This is a genomic window from Candidatus Poribacteria bacterium (assembly GCA_021162805.1).
Lineage (GTDB): Bacteria > Poribacteria > WGA-4E > B28-G17 > B28-G17 > JAGGXZ01.
Genome location: JAGGXZ010000035.1, coordinates 1 through 17,270, shown reverse-complemented (window position 1 = coordinate 17,270; position 17,270 = coordinate 1). Strand labels below are relative to the sequence as shown.

The following is a 17,270-nucleotide window of genomic DNA, read 5'->3' as shown; positions in this document are numbered from 1 at the left end:
GGATCAGCTTCAGGAGGGCGATAGCCATCTGTTGTGGGGAACGGGGAGGAATCAGAAAACCGTTTAAGCCGTGTTCCACCGCTTCCGGTATACCGCCTACATCTGTCGCCACGATCGGGAGACCGACCGACATCGCCTCCAGAACGGCGAGCGGAAGGCCTTCATCGATCGAACTGAGAGCGAAGATATCCATCGCCGCCATCAACCTGGCGACATCATCTCGCATACCCAGGAAAATAACGCGTTCCCCTACTCCAATCTCATTGCTCATCCTTTCCAACCTTCTCCTCTCCGGTCCGTCTCCCACCATCAGAAGCCTAACCCTCTTTTTGCTCTCAGCCCTGACGAGGGCAAAGGCTTGAATCAGCGTCGTATAATCCTTCACGGCGGCCAGTCTACCCGCCGTTCCTATGACGATCTCCGTATCTTCAATTCCCAGCTCCTCTCTGACATCCTTCCTCTCCCGGCGCGAGTTGTCGAACAGCTCTACGTCAACGCCGTTGGGGATGATCTTCACCTTTTCGGGTTTGATCTTCTGTTCCTCGATCAGCTGATCGGCGACGCATTTCGAGACGGCCACGATCCTTGATGCTTTTAAGCTCAGCAGTTTTTCGATCGATCTCAGCCGTTTTTCACATCTGGGCAGGCGGCTATGCTCGGTATGGATGAGGGGAAGGCCCGTAATAATGGATGCCAATCCGCCGTAGATCAGCGGGCCGACGTTATGAGTATGGATCAGATCGACCTTCAGTTTTCTAATCAACGAGGCGATCTTCAGAGACAGAGAAGGGGTTAAACCCTCGGGCTTGGTCAGATGGTAGACCGGCACATCCAGCTTTCTAAATCTTCCCCGTAGATCGCCGCCGGCACTGAATGTACAAAGGAGAGGCTCAAATCCCTCTTTGATACCCTCACAGAGACGGAGCACGAAGATCTCCAGTCCCCCCGTGTCTATCGAGAAGGTGATATGCAATATTTTACGCCTCATCAATTTATCCTTCCGAAGAGAAGGAACAACAGGAGAAATATAACCGCCAATCTCAGTATCGACAACATCTCTAACCTCTCCGGCTCTGATATCTCTCATCTTCATTTCTCGGCAGAGCTGGAGATAAACTTTAGTATCTGATGATCTTAGGAAAGCCTATCTTGGCTCTGAAGGAATCGAATGAATCCCGTCTCTCCACGGCGATCCTTTTAAGGGCAAACGGATTCGCCCGGCACCTCTCGAGCCGGTTTAAACCATGCTCAAGCGTGACTGCGAATCTGAAACCTGCCTCGCGCACCAGCTTTACGGCTCTTTCGTCCCATTCCCCATAAGGATAGGCGAACGCCGTAATTTCCCTTCCGAGCCGATGTTCCATCTCCGATTTGGAAGCCGATAGCTCATCCTTTATCCTCACATCAGAGGCTTTGGCAAGGGATATATGGCTGACCGTGTGTGAGCCGAATTCCATCCCCCATTCGGCCATCTCCTCGATTTCCTCCCAGCCCATAAACTCAGGCCCTTCCCTCGGCTGCCGAGCGTTTTTTCGCTTAAAAGCCTTGAGATCCCACCAGGTCACCTTTCGGGTTCCGATGAATCCAACTGGAATGAAGAAGGTAGCCGGGACTCCATACCGTTTGAGGATCGGAAAGGCCTGGAGGTAGTTATCCATATATCCGTCGTCAAAGGTCACGATAACCGGTCTGGGGGGCATCGGCGAGCGGCCGTCGAGGATCCGCCCCAACTCCTCGAAGGTGATCGGGGTGAACCGCTCGGCGATATACCGAACCTGCCTTTCGAACTGTTGAGGTGAGGCGCTTACAAGATCATCATCCCACATAAACCCCTCGGTCTCGCAGATCCTGTGGTAGACCAGCACAAGGAGCCTATCCTTTCTTCCAAGGAGCTCCTTTAACCTTGTGATACCGGATAAAGCGAGAAACCTCACGGCTATGTCTCTCTTACCAGGCATAACGATTCCACCTCGACGAGGTATCATTACACAGTCACTTTTAGTCATCGGGCCATTTGGCTTCGCCTAGGTGGCGGAAGTTAACATCGGGGCCCCACTACACCATCATTTCATTAAGCAATTCGGATGCCAGCTCAATTAATCCTTGTCTTGAAGGCGGTTTCGGTGTATAATCCTTATCTGAAGGAAAAAGGTAGCATTGAGCATGTGAAACGATTTGACCGAAATGCGCAACGAAGCTCATTTCTCCTGGGAGAGGGTGAACGTATGGAGATGAAAACTTCCTTTAAAGGGGAGATTCCTGTTCTATCCATAAGCGGCAGGATAATAGGCGAAAGCGCCTCGGTGATGAAACGGGAGATGGACAGGTTGATAAAGCAGAGCAACGGCAGGCTGATCCTGGACCTCTCGGATGTTCCCCTGTTGGATAGTTCTGCCTTGGGAGCGATAGTTGCGACGTTGACATCCGTCAAGAAGATGGGCGGTAACCTGGTTCTGTTTAATCCTCAGAAAGCCGTGCAGAAGGTGCTCGAGATAACCAGGCTGGTTTCGATATTCGAGATATACGATGACCTGGAGGTGGCGGTGGCCTCCTTCGATAAATGAAGGGGCGTGGTTTGGATGTTGACCTTTCTGAGGCGATTTTCGCAGAGAGGGAAGAGCCTTCAGACACAGCTAACGGTTCTCCTTCTCATCGTTTCCATCATACCGCTTCTGTGGGTGGCTTATTTCGCCTATACCGGTGGTAGACGAGCCTTGGAAAACTCAATTGGGGTGAGCCTCGCTCAACTGGCGAGGGAATCGATCGATAAAGCGGATATGAGCCTCTTTTGGAGGCTGCAACAGGTTCGAACCGCGGCGTCGAACGCCGAAGCGGCGTTGAAGGAATTGAACCTGCCGGTGAAGGAACGTAAGAGGGCCTGGGAGATGAGAAGACCTATCTCGCCCAAGGCGGTTGAAATCGTCAACGGATTGGCCATTCTAGCAGGCAAGGACGGAAAGGTGATCCTGACCGATAAAGACGGCCTCATCGTGCATGCCAACCAATGGGTGCTGGACTTCGATCAATCCTCCGAAAGCTGGTGGCGCAAGGCGTATAATAACGGCATCGGACACACCTACATCGGGAGGATCAAATATGATCCTAATCTCAAGGTCCACTCGATAGATATGGCCGTTCCGGTGATGGATAGCGGCACGAACAGGGCGATAGGCGTGCTGGAGGTGACGTTCATCCTCTCCGATCTGAGGGATATGGTCCGAAGGCTGAACGGGCTGATGGAGGGGATGGAGGCCTATATCATAGACGAGCAGGGCAGGGTAATCGCCGCACCACCCGATAAAAAGGGGATCAGGATACTTCAGGACAGGATGCTCTACACCGAGGCCGCTATGAAGGCGATCCAGGCGGCGGAGGGCGAATCGGGATATGTGACCGAGGAGGATGAAAGCGGCCGGAAGAAGGTGATCGGATGGGCTCATTCCGCCGGATACATGGGTCATAAACTCACCGACTGGTCCGTTCTGGTCTTCCAGCCCACCTCCGTTGCATTCGCCCCCGCATCCAGACTTAAGAATAACGTCCTCCTGCTCACCCTCCTCTCGGCCGTTGTCGTGGCCTTTATAGGCGTCATCTTCACCAGAAGGCTCACAGGCCCGATCATAAAACTGGCTGAGGCCGCAAGGGCCATAGGAAAGGGCACCTTCGATGCCGATGAGATACCCATAACCTCCAGAAACGAGGTGGGCGTGCTGGTGGAGGAGTTCAACCTGATGCGGAAGAACCTGAAAGAGCTGATGGGGAGGCTATCGGATGAACAGGAGAAGATGAGAGCAGTGGTCAACAGCATCGCCGAAGGATTGGTTTTCCTGGACAAAAGGGGCCGAATCGTACATCTCAATCCGGCTGCCGAGGAACTGCTCGGCATGAGGGGAGAGGATGTGGGCAGAGAGATAGAATCGGCCGTCGAAGATCCGACCTTAAAGCGGCTCTTCGAATCCTGTCAGCTCTCAACCCATCAGCGCAAAACCATCGCCCATGAGGTGCCCGTAAAAACCAGGGGAAGGGAGAGGATACTCAAGGTTCTGGCGAGCCCCGTCATCTCGGAGGAGGGGATATTGCTGGGAACGGTCTATGTGTTCGATGATATCACCCGCGAGAAGGAGATCGATAAGATGAAATCGGATTTTGTCTCCCTGGTCTCCCACGAGCTGAGGACGCCTCTGACCACCATCCAGCTCGGTATCTCGCTGATCCTGGACGGCAAGACCGGACCGATCAACGATCGCCAGCGATCCAGCCTCGAGAAGGTGGACAGGCAGGCTAAAAGGCTCACCCGGCTGATAAACGATCTTCTGGATCTGTCAAGGATCGAATCGGGCAGGGTTCAGATGAAGCGGGAGCCGATATCGCTCCTGGACATCGCCGTAAGCCGTATGGAGGAGATAAGGCCTCAGGCGGAGGCGAAGGGGGTTAAGATGGAACTTCAGGTGAAGGGTGATATCCCTATGACGGTGGGCGATGAGGAGAGGATAGGACAGGTGATAACCAACCTGCTATCAAACGCCGTCAAATTCACGCCGCCGGGGGGAACCGTGACGGTGAGGCTCACACCTCATGAGAAAATGTTGCTGACGGAGGTCATCGATACCGGGCCGGGGATCCCGCCCGAACAGCGGGATAAGATCTTCGACAAATTCTATCAACTGAGTGATGTCCACACCAGGCAACAGGGCGGTTCTGGGCTCGGCCTTTCGATCGCCAAGAGCATAGTTGAAGCCCATAACGGCAGGATTTGGGTCGAAAGCGAGGAGGGAAAGGGGAGCAATTTCAAGTTCCTCCTGCCCCTGATTTCCCCGGAGGAGTTGAATGATGGGAGCCAAGATACTGATAGTTGATGATGAGGAGGACATCCTCGATCTGGTCGATTTGAGCTTAACGGCCGATGGATTCGACGTGATAACCGCCAGAAGCGGCCCGGAGGCTTTGGAGAAGGTGAGGGAGGAGATGCCCGATCTGATCCTCCTGGACATCAGTATGCCCGATATGGACGGGTATGAGGTGATGCGAAGGCTGAAGGGCGACAGACGCACAAGCAGCATACCGATAATCATGCTCACGGCGGCCTCTGACAAGAGGGATAAGGTTCGTAGCTTCAGCGCCGGAGCCGATGATTATGTCGTCAAGCCCTTCGACGCCGATGAGCTGACGGCGCGAATCGAGGCGGTGCTCTCCAGAACCCGCACGATCAGATACATAAACCCGCTTATAAGCACGATGGGAGACTGGTCGGTTGAGGAGCTCGGCTCAAGCCTGGAGACGGCCGTTAAGATCCAACGCAATCTCCTGCCCAAGGAGCCCCCTGATCTGGAGGGAATACAGTTCGGCAATATCCTCGAAAGCTCCAGGACGGTTTCAGGTGATTTCTACGATTACATCCCGTTGGATCAATACAGGGTGGGCATCGCTATAGCCGATATCCGGGGCAAGGGGCTTCCTGCCTCATTGTTGATGGTCATGGTCAGAACCATTCTGAGGCTCGTCTCGCGGGAGCTTGATTCGCCGGGTGACGTTCTCAAAAAGATAAACGATATGCTTCAGACCGACACCGATCCGGAGTTCTTCGCCACGATGATATACGGCATATTGGACACCAGATCCCTTACCTTCAGATACGCCAACGGCGGACACTGCAGCCCGATACGCGCCAATGAGCGAAGCAGAAAGGTCGAGTTTCTCAGGGAGGGAGGGTTGATATTAGGGGTCTTCGACTTCGCCCTGTTCGAGGACGTGGAGGTGGAGCTGGAGGATGGAGACCTGTTGCTCTTCTACACCGATGGGGTAACTGAGACCGAGAGCCCCGGCGGGGATATCTACGGAGAGGAGAGACTGGCGGGGTTTATCAGAGATCATCTCTACCTCTCCGCCGATGAGCTCTGTCGGGCGATCAGGGATGAGCTATATGATTTTAGCGGCACGTATCAACGTGCCGATGACATGACGATCGTAGCGATCAAGATAACCGATTGAGGAGTGAAACGGTGGATAAGCCCCAGGAATACCTAATAAAACTCGAATTCTCCAGCGATATGAAGCTCATCTACATCCTGGACGCCGTCATCTCGGAGATATTGAAGGAGATGGGTTTCCCCGAGGAGGCGTCAGAACAGGTGAACCTGGCGGTGATCGAAGCTGGGACGAATGCCATAAAACACGGCAACAAGAACGATCCCAACAAAAAGGTGCATTTCGAATTTGAGATCTCCACCGATAGGCTTACGATCACGGTCAGGGATGAAGGTGAGGGGTTTAACCCCAATGAGATACGTGATCCGCTTAACCCTGAAAACCTGCTAAGGCCATCCGGCCGCGGCATATTCCTGATGAGAACCTTTATGGATGAGGTGAAATACAACGAAACTGGAACGGAAGTGACCATGATCAAATACAGAGAACCCAAATAAAAACGGGAGGTGTAATGTGAACATCAACGTTAGGGAGAGAGAGGGCGTGACCATACTTGATATCGAGGGCAAGATTATGGGGCATGATGCCCTCGATCTCAAGAGGGTCATCGACGAGATCATCTCCACCAAGAAGGAGGGAGAGGTTAAGCTGCTCCTGAACCTCGCCGGCGTGCCTATGATGGACAGCTCCGGACTCGGTGTGATCGTCGCCGCTTACACCTCTGTCCAGCGGAAGAAGGGCAAGATAGCCCTCCTGAACTTGGGCAAAAGCATCAACAACCTCATCGTCATGGCCAAGCTCATAACCATCTTCCAGAGATACGATGATGAGGATACGGCCATAGCGGAACTGAACAAGGACGACTGATAATGGAGTATGAGGGTATGGGGGTACGGGAATGCTCCCATACTCCCATACATAGGAATCAGGTGAGCTATAATGCGAGGTGAAAGCCGGATACCCGAAGGTGTATGGCAGAAATGTCGAGGATGCGGCGAGCTGATATTCATCAAGGAGCTGATCCGGAACCTGAGGGTATGTCCGAGATGTGGCTTCCACTTTCCCATGGGAGCGGAGGAGTATGTGGATCTGCTGACGGAAGGCAGATCGCTATCCACCATCGAAGATGTACACCGTCCGCCTTATCTCATTGCTGCCCTTACCCAGGTTAAGAGGTTCAAAGTTGTAATAGCCGCACTTGATCCCAGCGCGGAGAAACTGCCCGAGCATCTCGTCTACCGATTGATCGCTCTGGCCTTTGAATCCGCCGCTGAGAACGGGCTTCCCCTTATAACCATTACCCCGGGCGGCCTGTTCATGAGAGGTGAGGGAAGGGATAAGGAGACGATCAAATCGATCGTGCTGATGGAGGAAAGCGCCTTGAAGTTCGAAAAGACGAGATTAATGCATATCTCCATCCTGACCTGTCCCCATCCCACCTATGATTTCGCCACTCTCATCCCACTTGGCGATCTGGTGTTCGCCGAGCCACGAGGAAGGACGGATATAGAGGTGAAGGTGGATCCGGCTCAGCTCTACAACATACCCTCAAAGGACAAACTGATAGACAGATTTGTGAAACGTAAGGATATGAGAAGGACAATCCGGTTGACGCTGAGATGGTCCTCTTGACATCTCGCACCAATTCACATCTGATCTATCTCTGAGGCGGGCTATGAGGCAAAGGTCCGAGCTCTTCTCCGATAGGGAGTTGGTTAAGTATCATCGCCAGATGATCCTTCCGGGGTGGGGAGCTAAGGCGCAAGAGGGGCTGAAGGAGACCTGTATAGCCGTCGTAGGTGCCGGAGGTCTGGGCTCTCCCGCCTCCATATACCTGGCGGCGGCGGGGTTCGGCAGGATCATCCTGGCCGATATGGACAGGGTGGAGCTGAGCAACCTCAACAGACAGGTGTTACACTGGGAGGAGGATATCGACGTGCCGAAGGTCTTCTCCGCAGCGGCGAAGCTGAGGAGGATAAACCCTGATGTCGAGATCATACCGATACCCAGAGAGATCACCTCCGAAAACATAGGTGATCTCCTCGCAGGGGCCGACGGGATAGTTGACGCCCTGGACAATATACGGGGCAGATATGTGCTCAACGAGTTCGCCCTCCGTAGGGGGATCCCCCTCTTCCATGGAGCGGTATGGGGGCTTGAGGGGCGAGTCACGACCATCCTTCCGGGGCAAACGCCCTGTCTGAGATGTCTCATCCCGGAACCTCCTCCATCCGAGATCTTTCCCGTGGTAGGGACGACGCCGGGATTGATAGCGATGATACAGGCGACAGAGGCGATCAAGTATTTCACCGGCATCGGCCAATTATTGGCAGGAGAGATGCTGATCTATGACGGTGAGAGGATGGACTTCACCAGGGTCCAGCTCTCCTATCTTCCAAACTGTCCTGCCTGTGGAGGAAGGAGAAAGGAATGAGAATAGCCAGCGATATAACCAAACTTGTGGGGAATACACCGCTTGTCAGGCTCAATAAGGTGACCGAGGGGGCGGTCGCGACCGTCGTGGCGAAGCTCGAATCCTTTAATCCCCTCTCCAGCGTCAAGGATAGGATCGCCGTCTCGATGATAGAGGATGCGGAAAAACGAGGTGTTATAGACAAGAGCACCACTATAATCGAGCCCACAAGCGGAAACACGGGTATAGGTTTGGCCTTCGTATGCGCGGCGAAGGGATACAGGTTGATACTCACCATGCCCGACACGATGAGCGTCGAAAGGAGAAAGCTGCTCAAGGCGCTCGGGGCGGAGCTTGTGCTGACGCCCGGAGCCGAGGGCATGACGGGAGCGATAAAAAAAGCTGAAAAGCTCCTCGACGAGATACCCAACTCCTTCATGCCGCAACAGTTCAAAAACCCCGCTAACCCCCAGATTCACAAGGAGACGACGGGCTTGGAGATATGGCGTGACACGGACGGCAAGGTGGACATATTCGTGGCAGGGATAGGAACGGGCGGAACGATCACCGGTGTCGCCGAGGTGCTCAAGGAGAAGAAACCTTCTGTAAAGATCGTAGGCGTCGAACCGGAGGGTTCTCCCGTCCTATCCGGAGGGAAACCGGGACCGCATAAGATCCAGGGGATCGGCGCGGGATTTGTTCCGGAGGTTCTCAGGACGGAGCTGTTGGACGAGGTCATAAGGGTGAAGGACGAGGATGCCGGTCATATGGCCAGAAGGCTCGCTAAGGAGGAGGGGATATTCGTCGGTATCTCCTCAGGGGCAGCTGCATACGCCGCCGTCCAGGTGGCCAAAAGACCCGAAAACAAGGATAAACTCGTCCTCGTCATACTGCCCGATACGGGCGAACGATACCTCAGCACATGGCTTTTTGAAGAGTGATTCATGAACGTGAAGGATAAGCTTGAGAGACTGAGAAAAACCATAGAGCCCCTTGAAAGCGTTCTTGTGGCCTTCTCAGGAGGTGTGGATTCAACTTTGCTTTTAAAGGTCTGCCTCGATATGCTGGGCAGGGATAACGTCCTGGCCGTCACGGCAGAATCGGAGACATACCCGGCCGAGGAAATAGAGGGTGCCAGACAGCTCGCCCTTGCCATGGGAGCTAGGTGGAAGCTTATACATACCGAGGAGCTTTCGAACGAATGTTTCGCATCCAATCCCTCCGACAGATGCTATTACTGTAAGCGTGAGCTTTTCTCCAAGCTCAGAGGGATAGCGGATGATGAGGGACTAAAGCACGTGCTGGACGGGTCGAACCTCGATGATACGGGCGACTGGAGGCCGGGGATGAAAGCCGCTGAGGAGCTAGGAGTGATCAGTCCGCTTAAGGAGGCCGGTTTGACCAAGGAAGATATCAGGGCGATCTCCAGGGAGCTCGGTCTGCCGACGTGGGAGAAACCCTCTATGGCCTGCCTCGCCAGTCGGTTCCCCTACGGATATCGTATAACACCTCAGGAGCTCAGGATGGTGGGTGAAGCCGAAAGATTCTTGAGGAAACTGGGTTTCAAGCAAGTCAGGGTCAGACACCACGGTAAACTGGCCAGGATAGAGATAGATCCGAACCAGATCGAAAGACTAGCCTCAAAGGAGATCCGGGATAAGGTTTCCCTCAAGCTTAAGGAGCTGGGCTATGTCTGGATCGCCTTGGATCTAGATGGCTATAGGACCGGAAGCTTGAATGAGGCTCAGCCTTAATGAGGTTTATCCCACATCATCTTTTCAGATAGAGCGTGCCTAGGTCGCCGGGAGGTGTTCCTTCCTCCGGCTCAGCCCACCACACCGGAGGAAGATCGGATCTGTATATCTTGAAGTTGAATCCTATCTTTCGTATCCGCCTGGTCTTTATGGGATCAAACCCGGGAAAGACGATCTTAAACGGTATGCCTATCTCCATGATGTAGTATTTCTCCCTGAATCTGGTCGATATCCTTATGGGCGGATTGTACTTGTAGATCACGTTCGGATAAGCCTGACCGGCGTAGGGTTTATCCCCTTCAAACCCGCCGCCTTTGGGGCAAAACCAGAGTATATATCTGGTGTGGTTCCTCCGAGATCTCAGATAGTAGGGTTTAACCTCGTCCGATGGGTTGAGGTCTACATGTATCTCGACAGCATCTGCGCCCTCATACCATCTGCTCACATCCCTCACTTTCACCTTATCGTCGTAGACCTGCACCAATAGATACAGGTAATCAGCGTCCCATTGAGCCCACATCATTGCCTCGCCCTGAGGTGTTCTCATCACCGTCTCAAGGGGCCAACCGTCCGGAACTCCGTCCACGAGCACCGGGGTTCGGGCGAAGTTCGCCCAACCGATCATTCTGGCCTTACACGTATCGGTTACGCCCACGTTCGTCTCCCCTGTATCCGTCAGTGCATCCCTGTATGTGGCGGTTATCACCTCTCCGCTGAGCACCCCAAGCACATCCGATTTACCGCTTCTACCGTATACGGTCTTTATCCTGCCGCCGAAGATCCCGGTGTTATCGGCCGTCTCCCTCAGGGCCACGAGCTTCGTCTCGCCGCCTGAAGTTGAGACCCATATGTCGGTTTTCTGGCGCGATAGAGGATCGACGTTCAGATCGGGATCTTCCAACATAAAGTAGAGGGTCAGGCCGGGGTCGAAGTATCTCACCTCCACGCCGTCGTTTCGGACGATCTTGATTCTTCCGAGATGGCCCTTATTGACGTAAGCCGTATCGGTGATGGGCTCGTTGAAAACGCCCGTCAGGTTCGGATTATATGTCGCCACCACCTGCTCGCCGCCCTGAACCTCCAGCGTGTCATCATAGATGGGTGTCGTGCCGTATCTGGTGGGGAGCGACCCCCAGAAAACCCCCTCCTCATCCGGAACCCTATATAGGGTGACCGTGGCGAGATCGTTGGTAAGGGTGCTGCTGACGGTTATCTGGACCCTCTCTCTGGGCGATAGGGTCACCAGGAGCAGATCCTCAAGCAGAAAATAGAGCGTCGTTCCGGCGTTAACCCCCCCTATCTCCTTTCGATTTCGATCCACGATCAGCAATCTCCCGGGCGAGCTGGATGAGACTATGACATATGCGCTGATCCGGACGTTAGTTCTTCCCGTTTCGGTTATCGGGTCGATATAGCTTACGGTGACCAGTTCCTTCTCCTTGACCTGAAGCGTTGTATCGGTGAAATTCGGCGCTTCCGCCGGCTCGGTGTTCAAAATACCCTCGAATATCCCCGTGTTCTCACCGTTTTCGAAAAGCGTCAGCGCCACCTCATCCCCGATCAGGTTTCCCGACGCCGTTACGCTCACGGTCTCGGCCGAGCTCGGATTGAGGTTGAGATCGGCGTCCGTGATCCTGATCATGATGCTATCCCCCGCGCTGAAGCTCCGTATCCCCTTTGACCCATCCGCCTTCAATATCTCGATCCTGCCTCTCACGCCGATTTCAACCTGAAGGGTGACCTCGATCGGGACGTTCGGCCTGCCGTCGTTCTGAAGGGCATCGATATAGGTGAAGGTAACGACATCCCCGCCCTGAACCTGGAGCAAATCGTCGTCGAAATCGGGTTGAATGGCAAAGGCCGTTCTGAGCTCTCCCCTGAAGAGGCCGACGTTTCCCGATACCTCCTTTATCAGGATTCTCGCCGCATCCCCGTTGCTCTCGTTTCGTGCTGTGACCTCGAAGATCTGCGCTGCCGCCCCTGTGACGCTCAGATCGAGATCCTCCACCTCCACCACCAACACCTCACCGGCCTTAAACCTGGTCGCTGGGGTTGTAAGATCGCCCTTTCTGTAGATGCGGATTTTCCCCGTGTTGCCCGTATTGACCAGACAGGTAACCGTGACCGGGATGTTGGTCTGACCTGTGGAGCGTAGCCTATCTATGTAGGTGAGCGTCACCTTCTCCCCTCCCACCACCTGAAGGATCATGTCATCCTTCGCATCACGGCCGAACTCGGTCTGAACTGAGCCGAGGAAGAGACCCCGAGCCGTTCCCGATCGGGTTAGAATCACATCGACCTTATCGCCGGTCCTATCGCCTGATAGCGTCACCTCAACGGTCTCTCTCTCCTCATCATCATCCCGAAGCCTTATGTAGAGCGTATCCCCGGCGTTAAAGCGATCCACCTTGCGCACATAGTTGGACCGGACGAAGGAGATAACGCCGTCCGATCCGGTGTTGACGGAGATAGCGGCCTTCACCTCCATATCCCTTGCCCCGGAGGATTGGAGCGAGTCGAGATAGATAGCTTCTATCCTCTCGCCCCCCTTTACCTGAAGCACATCGTCATTCTTGGAATGAATTGAGAAGGTAGTTCGGACGATCCCCGAAAACCCGCCTGTATCTGGTCCCGTCTCCTTGAGCTTCATCCTCACCTCATCCTTCAGATCATCCCCCTTCAGTATGACATCGGCCTCCTCTCTGGTGGAAGGATCGTGGTTCAGATCCCTGTCCTGAACTAGGATCATGAGCTTATCGCCGGCGTTGAATCCCTTGGACTCAAAAGGCGCGTTATCCCCCGAGATCCTGTAGATGCGGATGATAGCCGTATCGCCGATCCCCACCTTCGCCTGGGCTCTCACGTCCGCCATCGTCCTTCCGTCGTCCTGTATCTCGTCCATGTAATGCGCTATGACGGTCTGGAGGCCCATCATCTGGAGCCTCCCATCGCCGGGGTGAGGGGTTTCGGAAAACAGCGTCGGTATCTCGCCGATAAAGACCTCGCCGTTTCTCTTAAGCCTCACCGTCTCGCTCTCCTTCGTCTCCTTGACCTCCAACTTCACTTCGACCTCATTCCCCTTTAGATCTCGATCCTCCACACGGATCCTGAGCTTCCCTCCCAGGAGGAATGAGTTGATCGGTTTGCCCGATTCATCTATGAAGGCGACCTTGCCCGTATGTCCAACGTTCACCCTGAGCCGAGTCTTTACCTCGACGTTCCGTTCGCTCTCCGATCGATACGGATCGATATAGGAGATGGTGATCGTTTCACCCCCGTAAACGGTGAGCTTACCATCCCCGGGACGAGCTGATGTCCCGAATTCGGTGGGCAGGAGTGCCGAGAACAGATCCGAATCCGTCGACTCTTCGATCTTAACCTTTCCGTTTTCATCCCCTTTTATCACCGTCTCCCGTAGGGTCAGCCTCTCCATGTCCCCGTTTCTATCGCCCGAAACCTCCATGTTGACCTCCTCCACTGTCCTCGGATCGGCGCTGCGATCGGGATCGCGGAGCGCTATGAGCAGGGTTTTTCCGGCGTTGAAAGAGGTTAGCCTCGCGCCGCTCTTCGGATCGATCGCCATAAGCTCTCCGCTCACACTTCCAACAAGCTTCACCTCTCCCCACACATCCGGCGGTGAATCATCGGCCTTGGCGGTCCAGTAGACGGGTTGGGAGTAGCCGTTATGGAGGATGAAGTTCACCCCTATTCTCACTCCATAGTTCGGTTTATACCCGCTTAACACCTTCCCTTTAGGTATCCTTGCCTCGAGTATATAACCCTCCTTACGGGGGACAAAAGCCACATCGATCTCCTTGCGGTTGAGGATCGTGTGGGGGATGGCGTCCATATGATGATGGATCTGTGAGACATAGATCTCATCTCTCCTCACTTTGGGAGAGAGGTTGGAAAACCTGAAGTGATGATCCGAGCTCGTATACATCCCTGGCGATCTTTTAAGAGCGGCGTCGACGAAGAGATCCAGGATATCGGATAGCCTGGAGACGCGCCTCGGATTTATGAGGCCGCCGTTTTCATCCAGAAGATAGGAGCGGTTCACAACGGCGAGGAGATAGAGGTTATCCTCGTCCCACTGTAGATACAGGTTGAGCGGCGAGGTTTTGGAAGATTTAAAGCCATGGGGCAGGAGCGGATAGATCAGCGGCCACTCATCGGGTTTGCCGTCTACTTTGACCGGCTTATCCGGTGAGGCCTTCGTGGCCCTGCCCAGCATGCCCGCTATCGCCCTTGTGGCCCTCCCCGGCCGTGCCTCGAAGAGAGAGAGCTCCGATACAACGGCGTTAGGGCCTGAAAGCCGCTGTATCTCTATCCTCACGCTTCCGTCAGAATAAGCCTCCTTCGGAATCTGGTAGGTGAAGGTCCCAGCTTTTCCCTTTGGCACCTCCATCTCATCATGAAGTATAAATCCGTCGGCCAGCATCCTCTGCCTGCGCGTCCCGTTCTTATCCTGAAGATAGGAGACCTGAACCCAGTAGAGGGCTGATGGGTCGAGGTTGGAGAACGAGAAGATGATCGAATCATAATGATAGGAGAAACTCCTCTGGTTTTCGGTGTTGCCGGGATCGACCTCATCCCCCTCGGCCCAGAAATATCTGATTTTGGGATCGGATTCGCTGCCCCTATCGAACGGAAAACCCTGGACGATATGCGGAGCGAACCTGTTTCCAAGACCGCAGTTCTCATAATATGCCTGGACGGCATTGAATTTATCCATGGGCTCCGATTTTCCATCCGCAAGCCTATAGCTGTCGGTGAAGACCTCAAATTCCCTCACTTCGGCGTAATCCCCATACCAATCGCCCTTGGAGATGGAAAGCTTGACGAACCGAGCGGAGAGGGGATCGGATGGGCGGAAGACATCTTGGACAGTCTTATCCTGAAGCTGAGGGGATGTGTAGATAAGCTTATAGCTCCTGCCATCCAGGCTGATCGAGAGGGAGTATCTTGCGAGATTGTTCCCCGGACCATCCGTGGTGAGCCTCGTTCCGTAGATACGTGAGATGATCCCCAGATCGAAGATCACCTCCACATCCCCTTTGGGCGGCTCGAAGCTCACCTTGATCCTCCCCTTCTCATCGGTTTCGACCCTTCTTCGGGCGGCAATCCACTTGGAATTCCCCTCGAAGAGGCCGTCGATCAGCTTGGGAAGGTCGTATAGATCGTAGTTCGATGTGGCCGATACGATAGGCCCGTGGCGTCTATAGGATGCCCCGAGCCTGATCGACTTTATCTTAGGTCTCCTGCTGCCGAACCACTCGTTTATGGCGAGCTGAATCCATCTGACCTCGGCCGGCTCGAATCTGAGGACGCCGAACGGGAATTCGGGCGAGTTGGACTTATAGGTGTAGATCCTATCATACTGCCCCTCCCGCCTGATGCTGCCTATCAGATCGAACTGCTTCGGGCCGTTGGTTTCGGGGCTCTCCAGCTCCAGGAGGAGCTTATCCACCTTATAGACGAATCCCAGATCGAAGCTGCGGAGTATCTGGGATTTATAGGCCTTCGGGTAGTGCAGCCCTTCGCCTTTCAGCTCGTGGAAGGTCGTGATCCAGTTATACTCCTCCGGTGCACCGGGCTCCTCGCCCCTAGGGAAGAGCAAAAATCCCAGGAGCACAGCGCCACCTATGAGGACGATCAATCTGATATCAGGTATCATGGCCTTCCAACAACCTTAAAGCCTCTGCGGAGAATTCCACGAGATCGACATCATATCTCCTGTAGGCGAGGTGGTCCAGTGTCGTCTCGCCTCTGTTGACGATGATGAGTTTGCCCCCGTTACGGACGGTTATGGAGGGCAGGGTGGCGGCGGGGTGTACCACCAGGGAGGAGCCCATAACCACCATCAGATCCGATTCGGCCGCCAGCCGCATACCTTCGTTTAGCGCCTGGGGAGGTAACATCTCGCCGAAGAAAACCACATCCGGTTTTATAACGCCCCCACACTCGCATCTCGGCACATCCACAGCCCGCAGCATCCTGTCGATCTCCTCCCTCCGAAACCGCCTGCCACATCTGAGGCAGCTTCCCGTGGAGATGTTGCCGTGCAGCTCTATGACCTTCGAGGAGCCGGCTTTCCGATGAAGGCCATCGATATTCTGGGTGATGACCGCCTCGATCAGCCCCATCCTCTCGAGCTTAGCTATGAGGAAGTGCGTCACGTTGGGTTTAGCGTCGAGCGCCTCACGCAGGATCTCCCTTTCGATCCGGTAGTATCTCTCCGGATGGTTCATGAAGAAGTCTATATCGAAAACCTCGGGGGACACCTTCGAGTATATCCCTCCAGGGCCTCGGAAATCCGGTATCCCGCTGGCGGTGCTCACGCCCGCGCCGGTCAGAACCACAGCCGATCCAACCCCACGCAACTCCCTCAACATCTCCTCAGCATATTCGCGGATCATCTTTGGAATCGCCTCATTTTAACCGCGGAACCGCCGAGGATGCAGAGATCTTTTAACCGCCTTTAATCTCTGCCTTCTCCGCGCCTCTGCGGTTTTAAATCATTGAAAAGCCCTTATCAGTATACATCAACGATATGGGAATTCGCAACCGCTTCGGCAATGAGGGGTATGTGAAAAATCTGTAGGTGAATCAATTTCACCCCACCTATCCTCCCCATCGAGGGCAATGTCATTAACTTAAGAGGAGGGTTGACGAAAGAAGATGATAACAGGTAATCTTATCCGAGGCTGAAGTTCCCCCCAATTTTTGGACAGAGGGTTAAGGTGGAATCAGAGGGAAGGAATCGGCAAAATTGAAAGGGACATCACCTCCCCACCACCTAAAATCAGAGGAGGAGCCAAATGGGGGAAAGAAGGAAGTATGACAGCCGCTTCAAAGCAGAAGTTGCCTTGGAGGCCATCAAAAACCAGCAGACCATCTCACAGATAGCCTCCCAATACGGAGTTCACCCGAACCAGGTGAGCAAGTGGAAGAGGAAAGCAGTGGAAGGGCTTGTGGAAGTGTTCTCAGATGGCAAGGAGAGGAAAGAGAGAGATCAGCAGAAACTAATAGATGAGCTATACAGGCAGATAGGGCAACTGAAAGTAGAGCTTGACTGGTTGAAAATAATCTGGACTTGTCACTTGCGGAGAAGAAGATGCTGATGGAACCTGCAAATCCTCACATACCGATATACCGGCAATGCCAGCTTTTGGGAG

Annotated in this window: 14 protein-coding genes; 10 read left to right on the top strand and 4 right to left on the bottom strand. The window is 54.1% G+C overall.

Annotated elements, in window-relative coordinates; all coding sequences use genetic code 11:
• On the bottom strand, nt 1-988 hold a 988-nt coding region (locus J7M22_02440; GenBank protein MCD6505462.1), incomplete at its 3' end, for a glycosyltransferase.
• Nucleotides 989-1,118: 130 nt separating this feature from the next.
• Entirely contained in the window at nt 1,119-1,958 is an 840-nt protein-coding gene (locus J7M22_02435; protein ID MCD6505461.1) for a polysaccharide deacetylase family protein, read from the bottom strand.
• Nucleotides 1,959-2,225: 267 nt separating this feature from the next.
• Between J7M22_02435 and J7M22_02430 the strand changes: the two genes are divergently transcribed.
• The 9 genes from J7M22_02430 (at nt 2,226) to larE (ending at nt 10,092) form a co-directional block, all read left to right on the top strand.
• Nucleotides 2,226-2,564 (top strand): STAS domain-containing protein, encoded by a 339-nt coding sequence (locus tag J7M22_02430; protein ID MCD6505460.1) that lies wholly within the window; start codon nt 2,226-2,228, stop codon nt 2,562-2,564.
• Between the two features lie 15 nt (nt 2,565-2,579).
• Entirely contained in the window at nt 2,580-4,856 is a 2,277-nt protein-coding gene (locus tag J7M22_02425; protein MCD6505459.1) for a PAS domain-containing protein, read from the top strand.
• Nucleotides 4,831-5,988 (top strand): SpoIIE family protein phosphatase, encoded by a 1,158-nt coding sequence (locus J7M22_02420; GenBank protein ID MCD6505458.1) that lies wholly within the window; start codon nt 4,831-4,833, stop codon nt 5,986-5,988. Before J7M22_02425 ends, J7M22_02420 begins: the two co-directional genes overlap by 26 nt.
• An 11-nt stretch (nt 5,989-5,999) precedes the next feature.
• Complete coding sequence (locus J7M22_02415) at nt 6,000-6,422, top strand: ATP-binding protein (GenBank protein ID MCD6505457.1); 423 nt, start codon at nt 6,000-6,002, stop codon at nt 6,420-6,422.
• Between the two features lie 16 nt (nt 6,423-6,438).
• On the top strand, nt 6,439-6,792 hold the full coding sequence (locus J7M22_02410) for an STAS domain-containing protein (GenBank protein ID MCD6505456.1): 354 nt from the start codon (nt 6,439-6,441) through the stop codon (nt 6,790-6,792).
• Between the two features lie 72 nt (nt 6,793-6,864).
• Nucleotides 6,865-7,557, top strand: a complete 693-nt coding sequence (locus J7M22_02405; protein ID MCD6505455.1) for a hypothetical protein — start codon at nt 6,865-6,867, stop codon at nt 7,555-7,557.
• A 100-nt stretch (nt 7,558-7,657) separates the two neighbouring features.
• Complete coding sequence (locus J7M22_02400) at nt 7,658-8,359, top strand: HesA/MoeB/ThiF family protein (GenBank protein MCD6505454.1); 702 nt, start codon at nt 7,658-7,660, stop codon at nt 8,357-8,359.
• On the top strand, nt 8,356-9,279 hold the full coding sequence (gene cysK / locus J7M22_02395; GenBank protein MCD6505453.1) for a cysteine synthase A: 924 nt from the start codon (nt 8,356-8,358) through the stop codon (nt 9,277-9,279). Before J7M22_02400 ends, cysK begins: the two co-directional genes overlap by 4 nt.
• 3 nt (nt 9,280-9,282) lie before the next feature.
• Nucleotides 9,283-10,092: an ATP-dependent sacrificial sulfur transferase LarE gene (larE, locus tag J7M22_02390; protein ID MCD6505452.1), complete on the top strand. Its 810-nt coding sequence runs from the start codon at nt 9,283-9,285 to the stop codon at nt 10,090-10,092.
• Nucleotides 10,093-10,108: 16 nt separating this feature from the next.
• Here the strand turns inward: larE and J7M22_02385 are convergent, their stop codons facing one another.
• The gene (locus J7M22_02385) at nt 10,109-15,769 is read right to left on the bottom strand and encodes a hypothetical protein (protein ID MCD6505451.1); all 5,661 of its coding nucleotides are present in this window, start codon (nt 15,767-15,769) and stop codon (nt 10,109-10,111) included.
• Nucleotides 15,759-16,487 (bottom strand): NAD-dependent protein deacylase, encoded by a 729-nt coding sequence (locus J7M22_02380; protein MCD6505450.1) that lies wholly within the window; start codon nt 16,485-16,487, stop codon nt 15,759-15,761. The genes J7M22_02385 and J7M22_02380 overlap by 11 nt, the downstream gene beginning before the upstream one ends.
• 426 nt (nt 16,488-16,913) lie before the next feature.
• Here J7M22_02380 and J7M22_02375 point away from each other — a divergent pair, with 426 nt between their 5' ends.
• A complete protein-coding gene (locus tag J7M22_02375) occupies nt 16,914-17,216 on the top strand; it encodes a transposase (GenBank protein MCD6505449.1) in 303 nt (100 codons plus the stop codon).
• The last annotated feature ends 54 nt before the right edge of the window (nt 17,217-17,270 follow it).

What these genes read in the sequence shown, in the direction of transcription:
- J7M22_02425 (MCD6505459.1), top strand. Translation starts at nt 2,580, where the DNA reads ATGTTGACCTTTCTGAGGCGATTTTCGCAGAGAGGGAAGAGCCTTCAG.
- J7M22_02375 (MCD6505449.1), top strand. Translation starts at nt 16,914, where the DNA reads ATGGGGGAAAGAAGGAAGTATGACAGCCGCTTCAAAGCAGAAGTTGCC.
- J7M22_02420 (MCD6505458.1), top strand. Translation starts at nt 4,831, where the DNA reads ATGGGAGCCAAGATACTGATAGTTGATGATGAGGAGGACATCCTCGAT.
- J7M22_02380 (MCD6505450.1), bottom strand. Translation starts at nt 16,487, where the DNA reads ATGTTGAGGGAGTTGCGTGGGGTTGGATCGGCTGTGGTTCTGACCGGC.
- J7M22_02405 (MCD6505455.1), top strand. Translation starts at nt 6,865, where the DNA reads ATGCGAGGTGAAAGCCGGATACCCGAAGGTGTATGGCAGAAATGTCGA.
- J7M22_02435 (MCD6505461.1), bottom strand. Translation starts at nt 1,958, where the DNA reads ATGCCTGGTAAGAGAGACATAGCCGTGAGGTTTCTCGCTTTATCCGGT.
- J7M22_02430 (MCD6505460.1), top strand. Translation starts at nt 2,226, where the DNA reads ATGGAGATGAAAACTTCCTTTAAAGGGGAGATTCCTGTTCTATCCATA.
- larE (MCD6505452.1), top strand. Translation starts at nt 9,283, where the DNA reads ATGAACGTGAAGGATAAGCTTGAGAGACTGAGAAAAACCATAGAGCCC.
- J7M22_02385 (MCD6505451.1), bottom strand. Translation starts at nt 15,769, where the DNA reads ATGATACCTGATATCAGATTGATCGTCCTCATAGGTGGCGCTGTGCTC.
- cysK (MCD6505453.1), top strand. Translation starts at nt 8,356, where the DNA reads ATGAGAATAGCCAGCGATATAACCAAACTTGTGGGGAATACACCGCTT.
- J7M22_02400 (MCD6505454.1), top strand. Translation starts at nt 7,658, where the DNA reads ATGATCCTTCCGGGGTGGGGAGCTAAGGCGCAAGAGGGGCTGAAGGAG.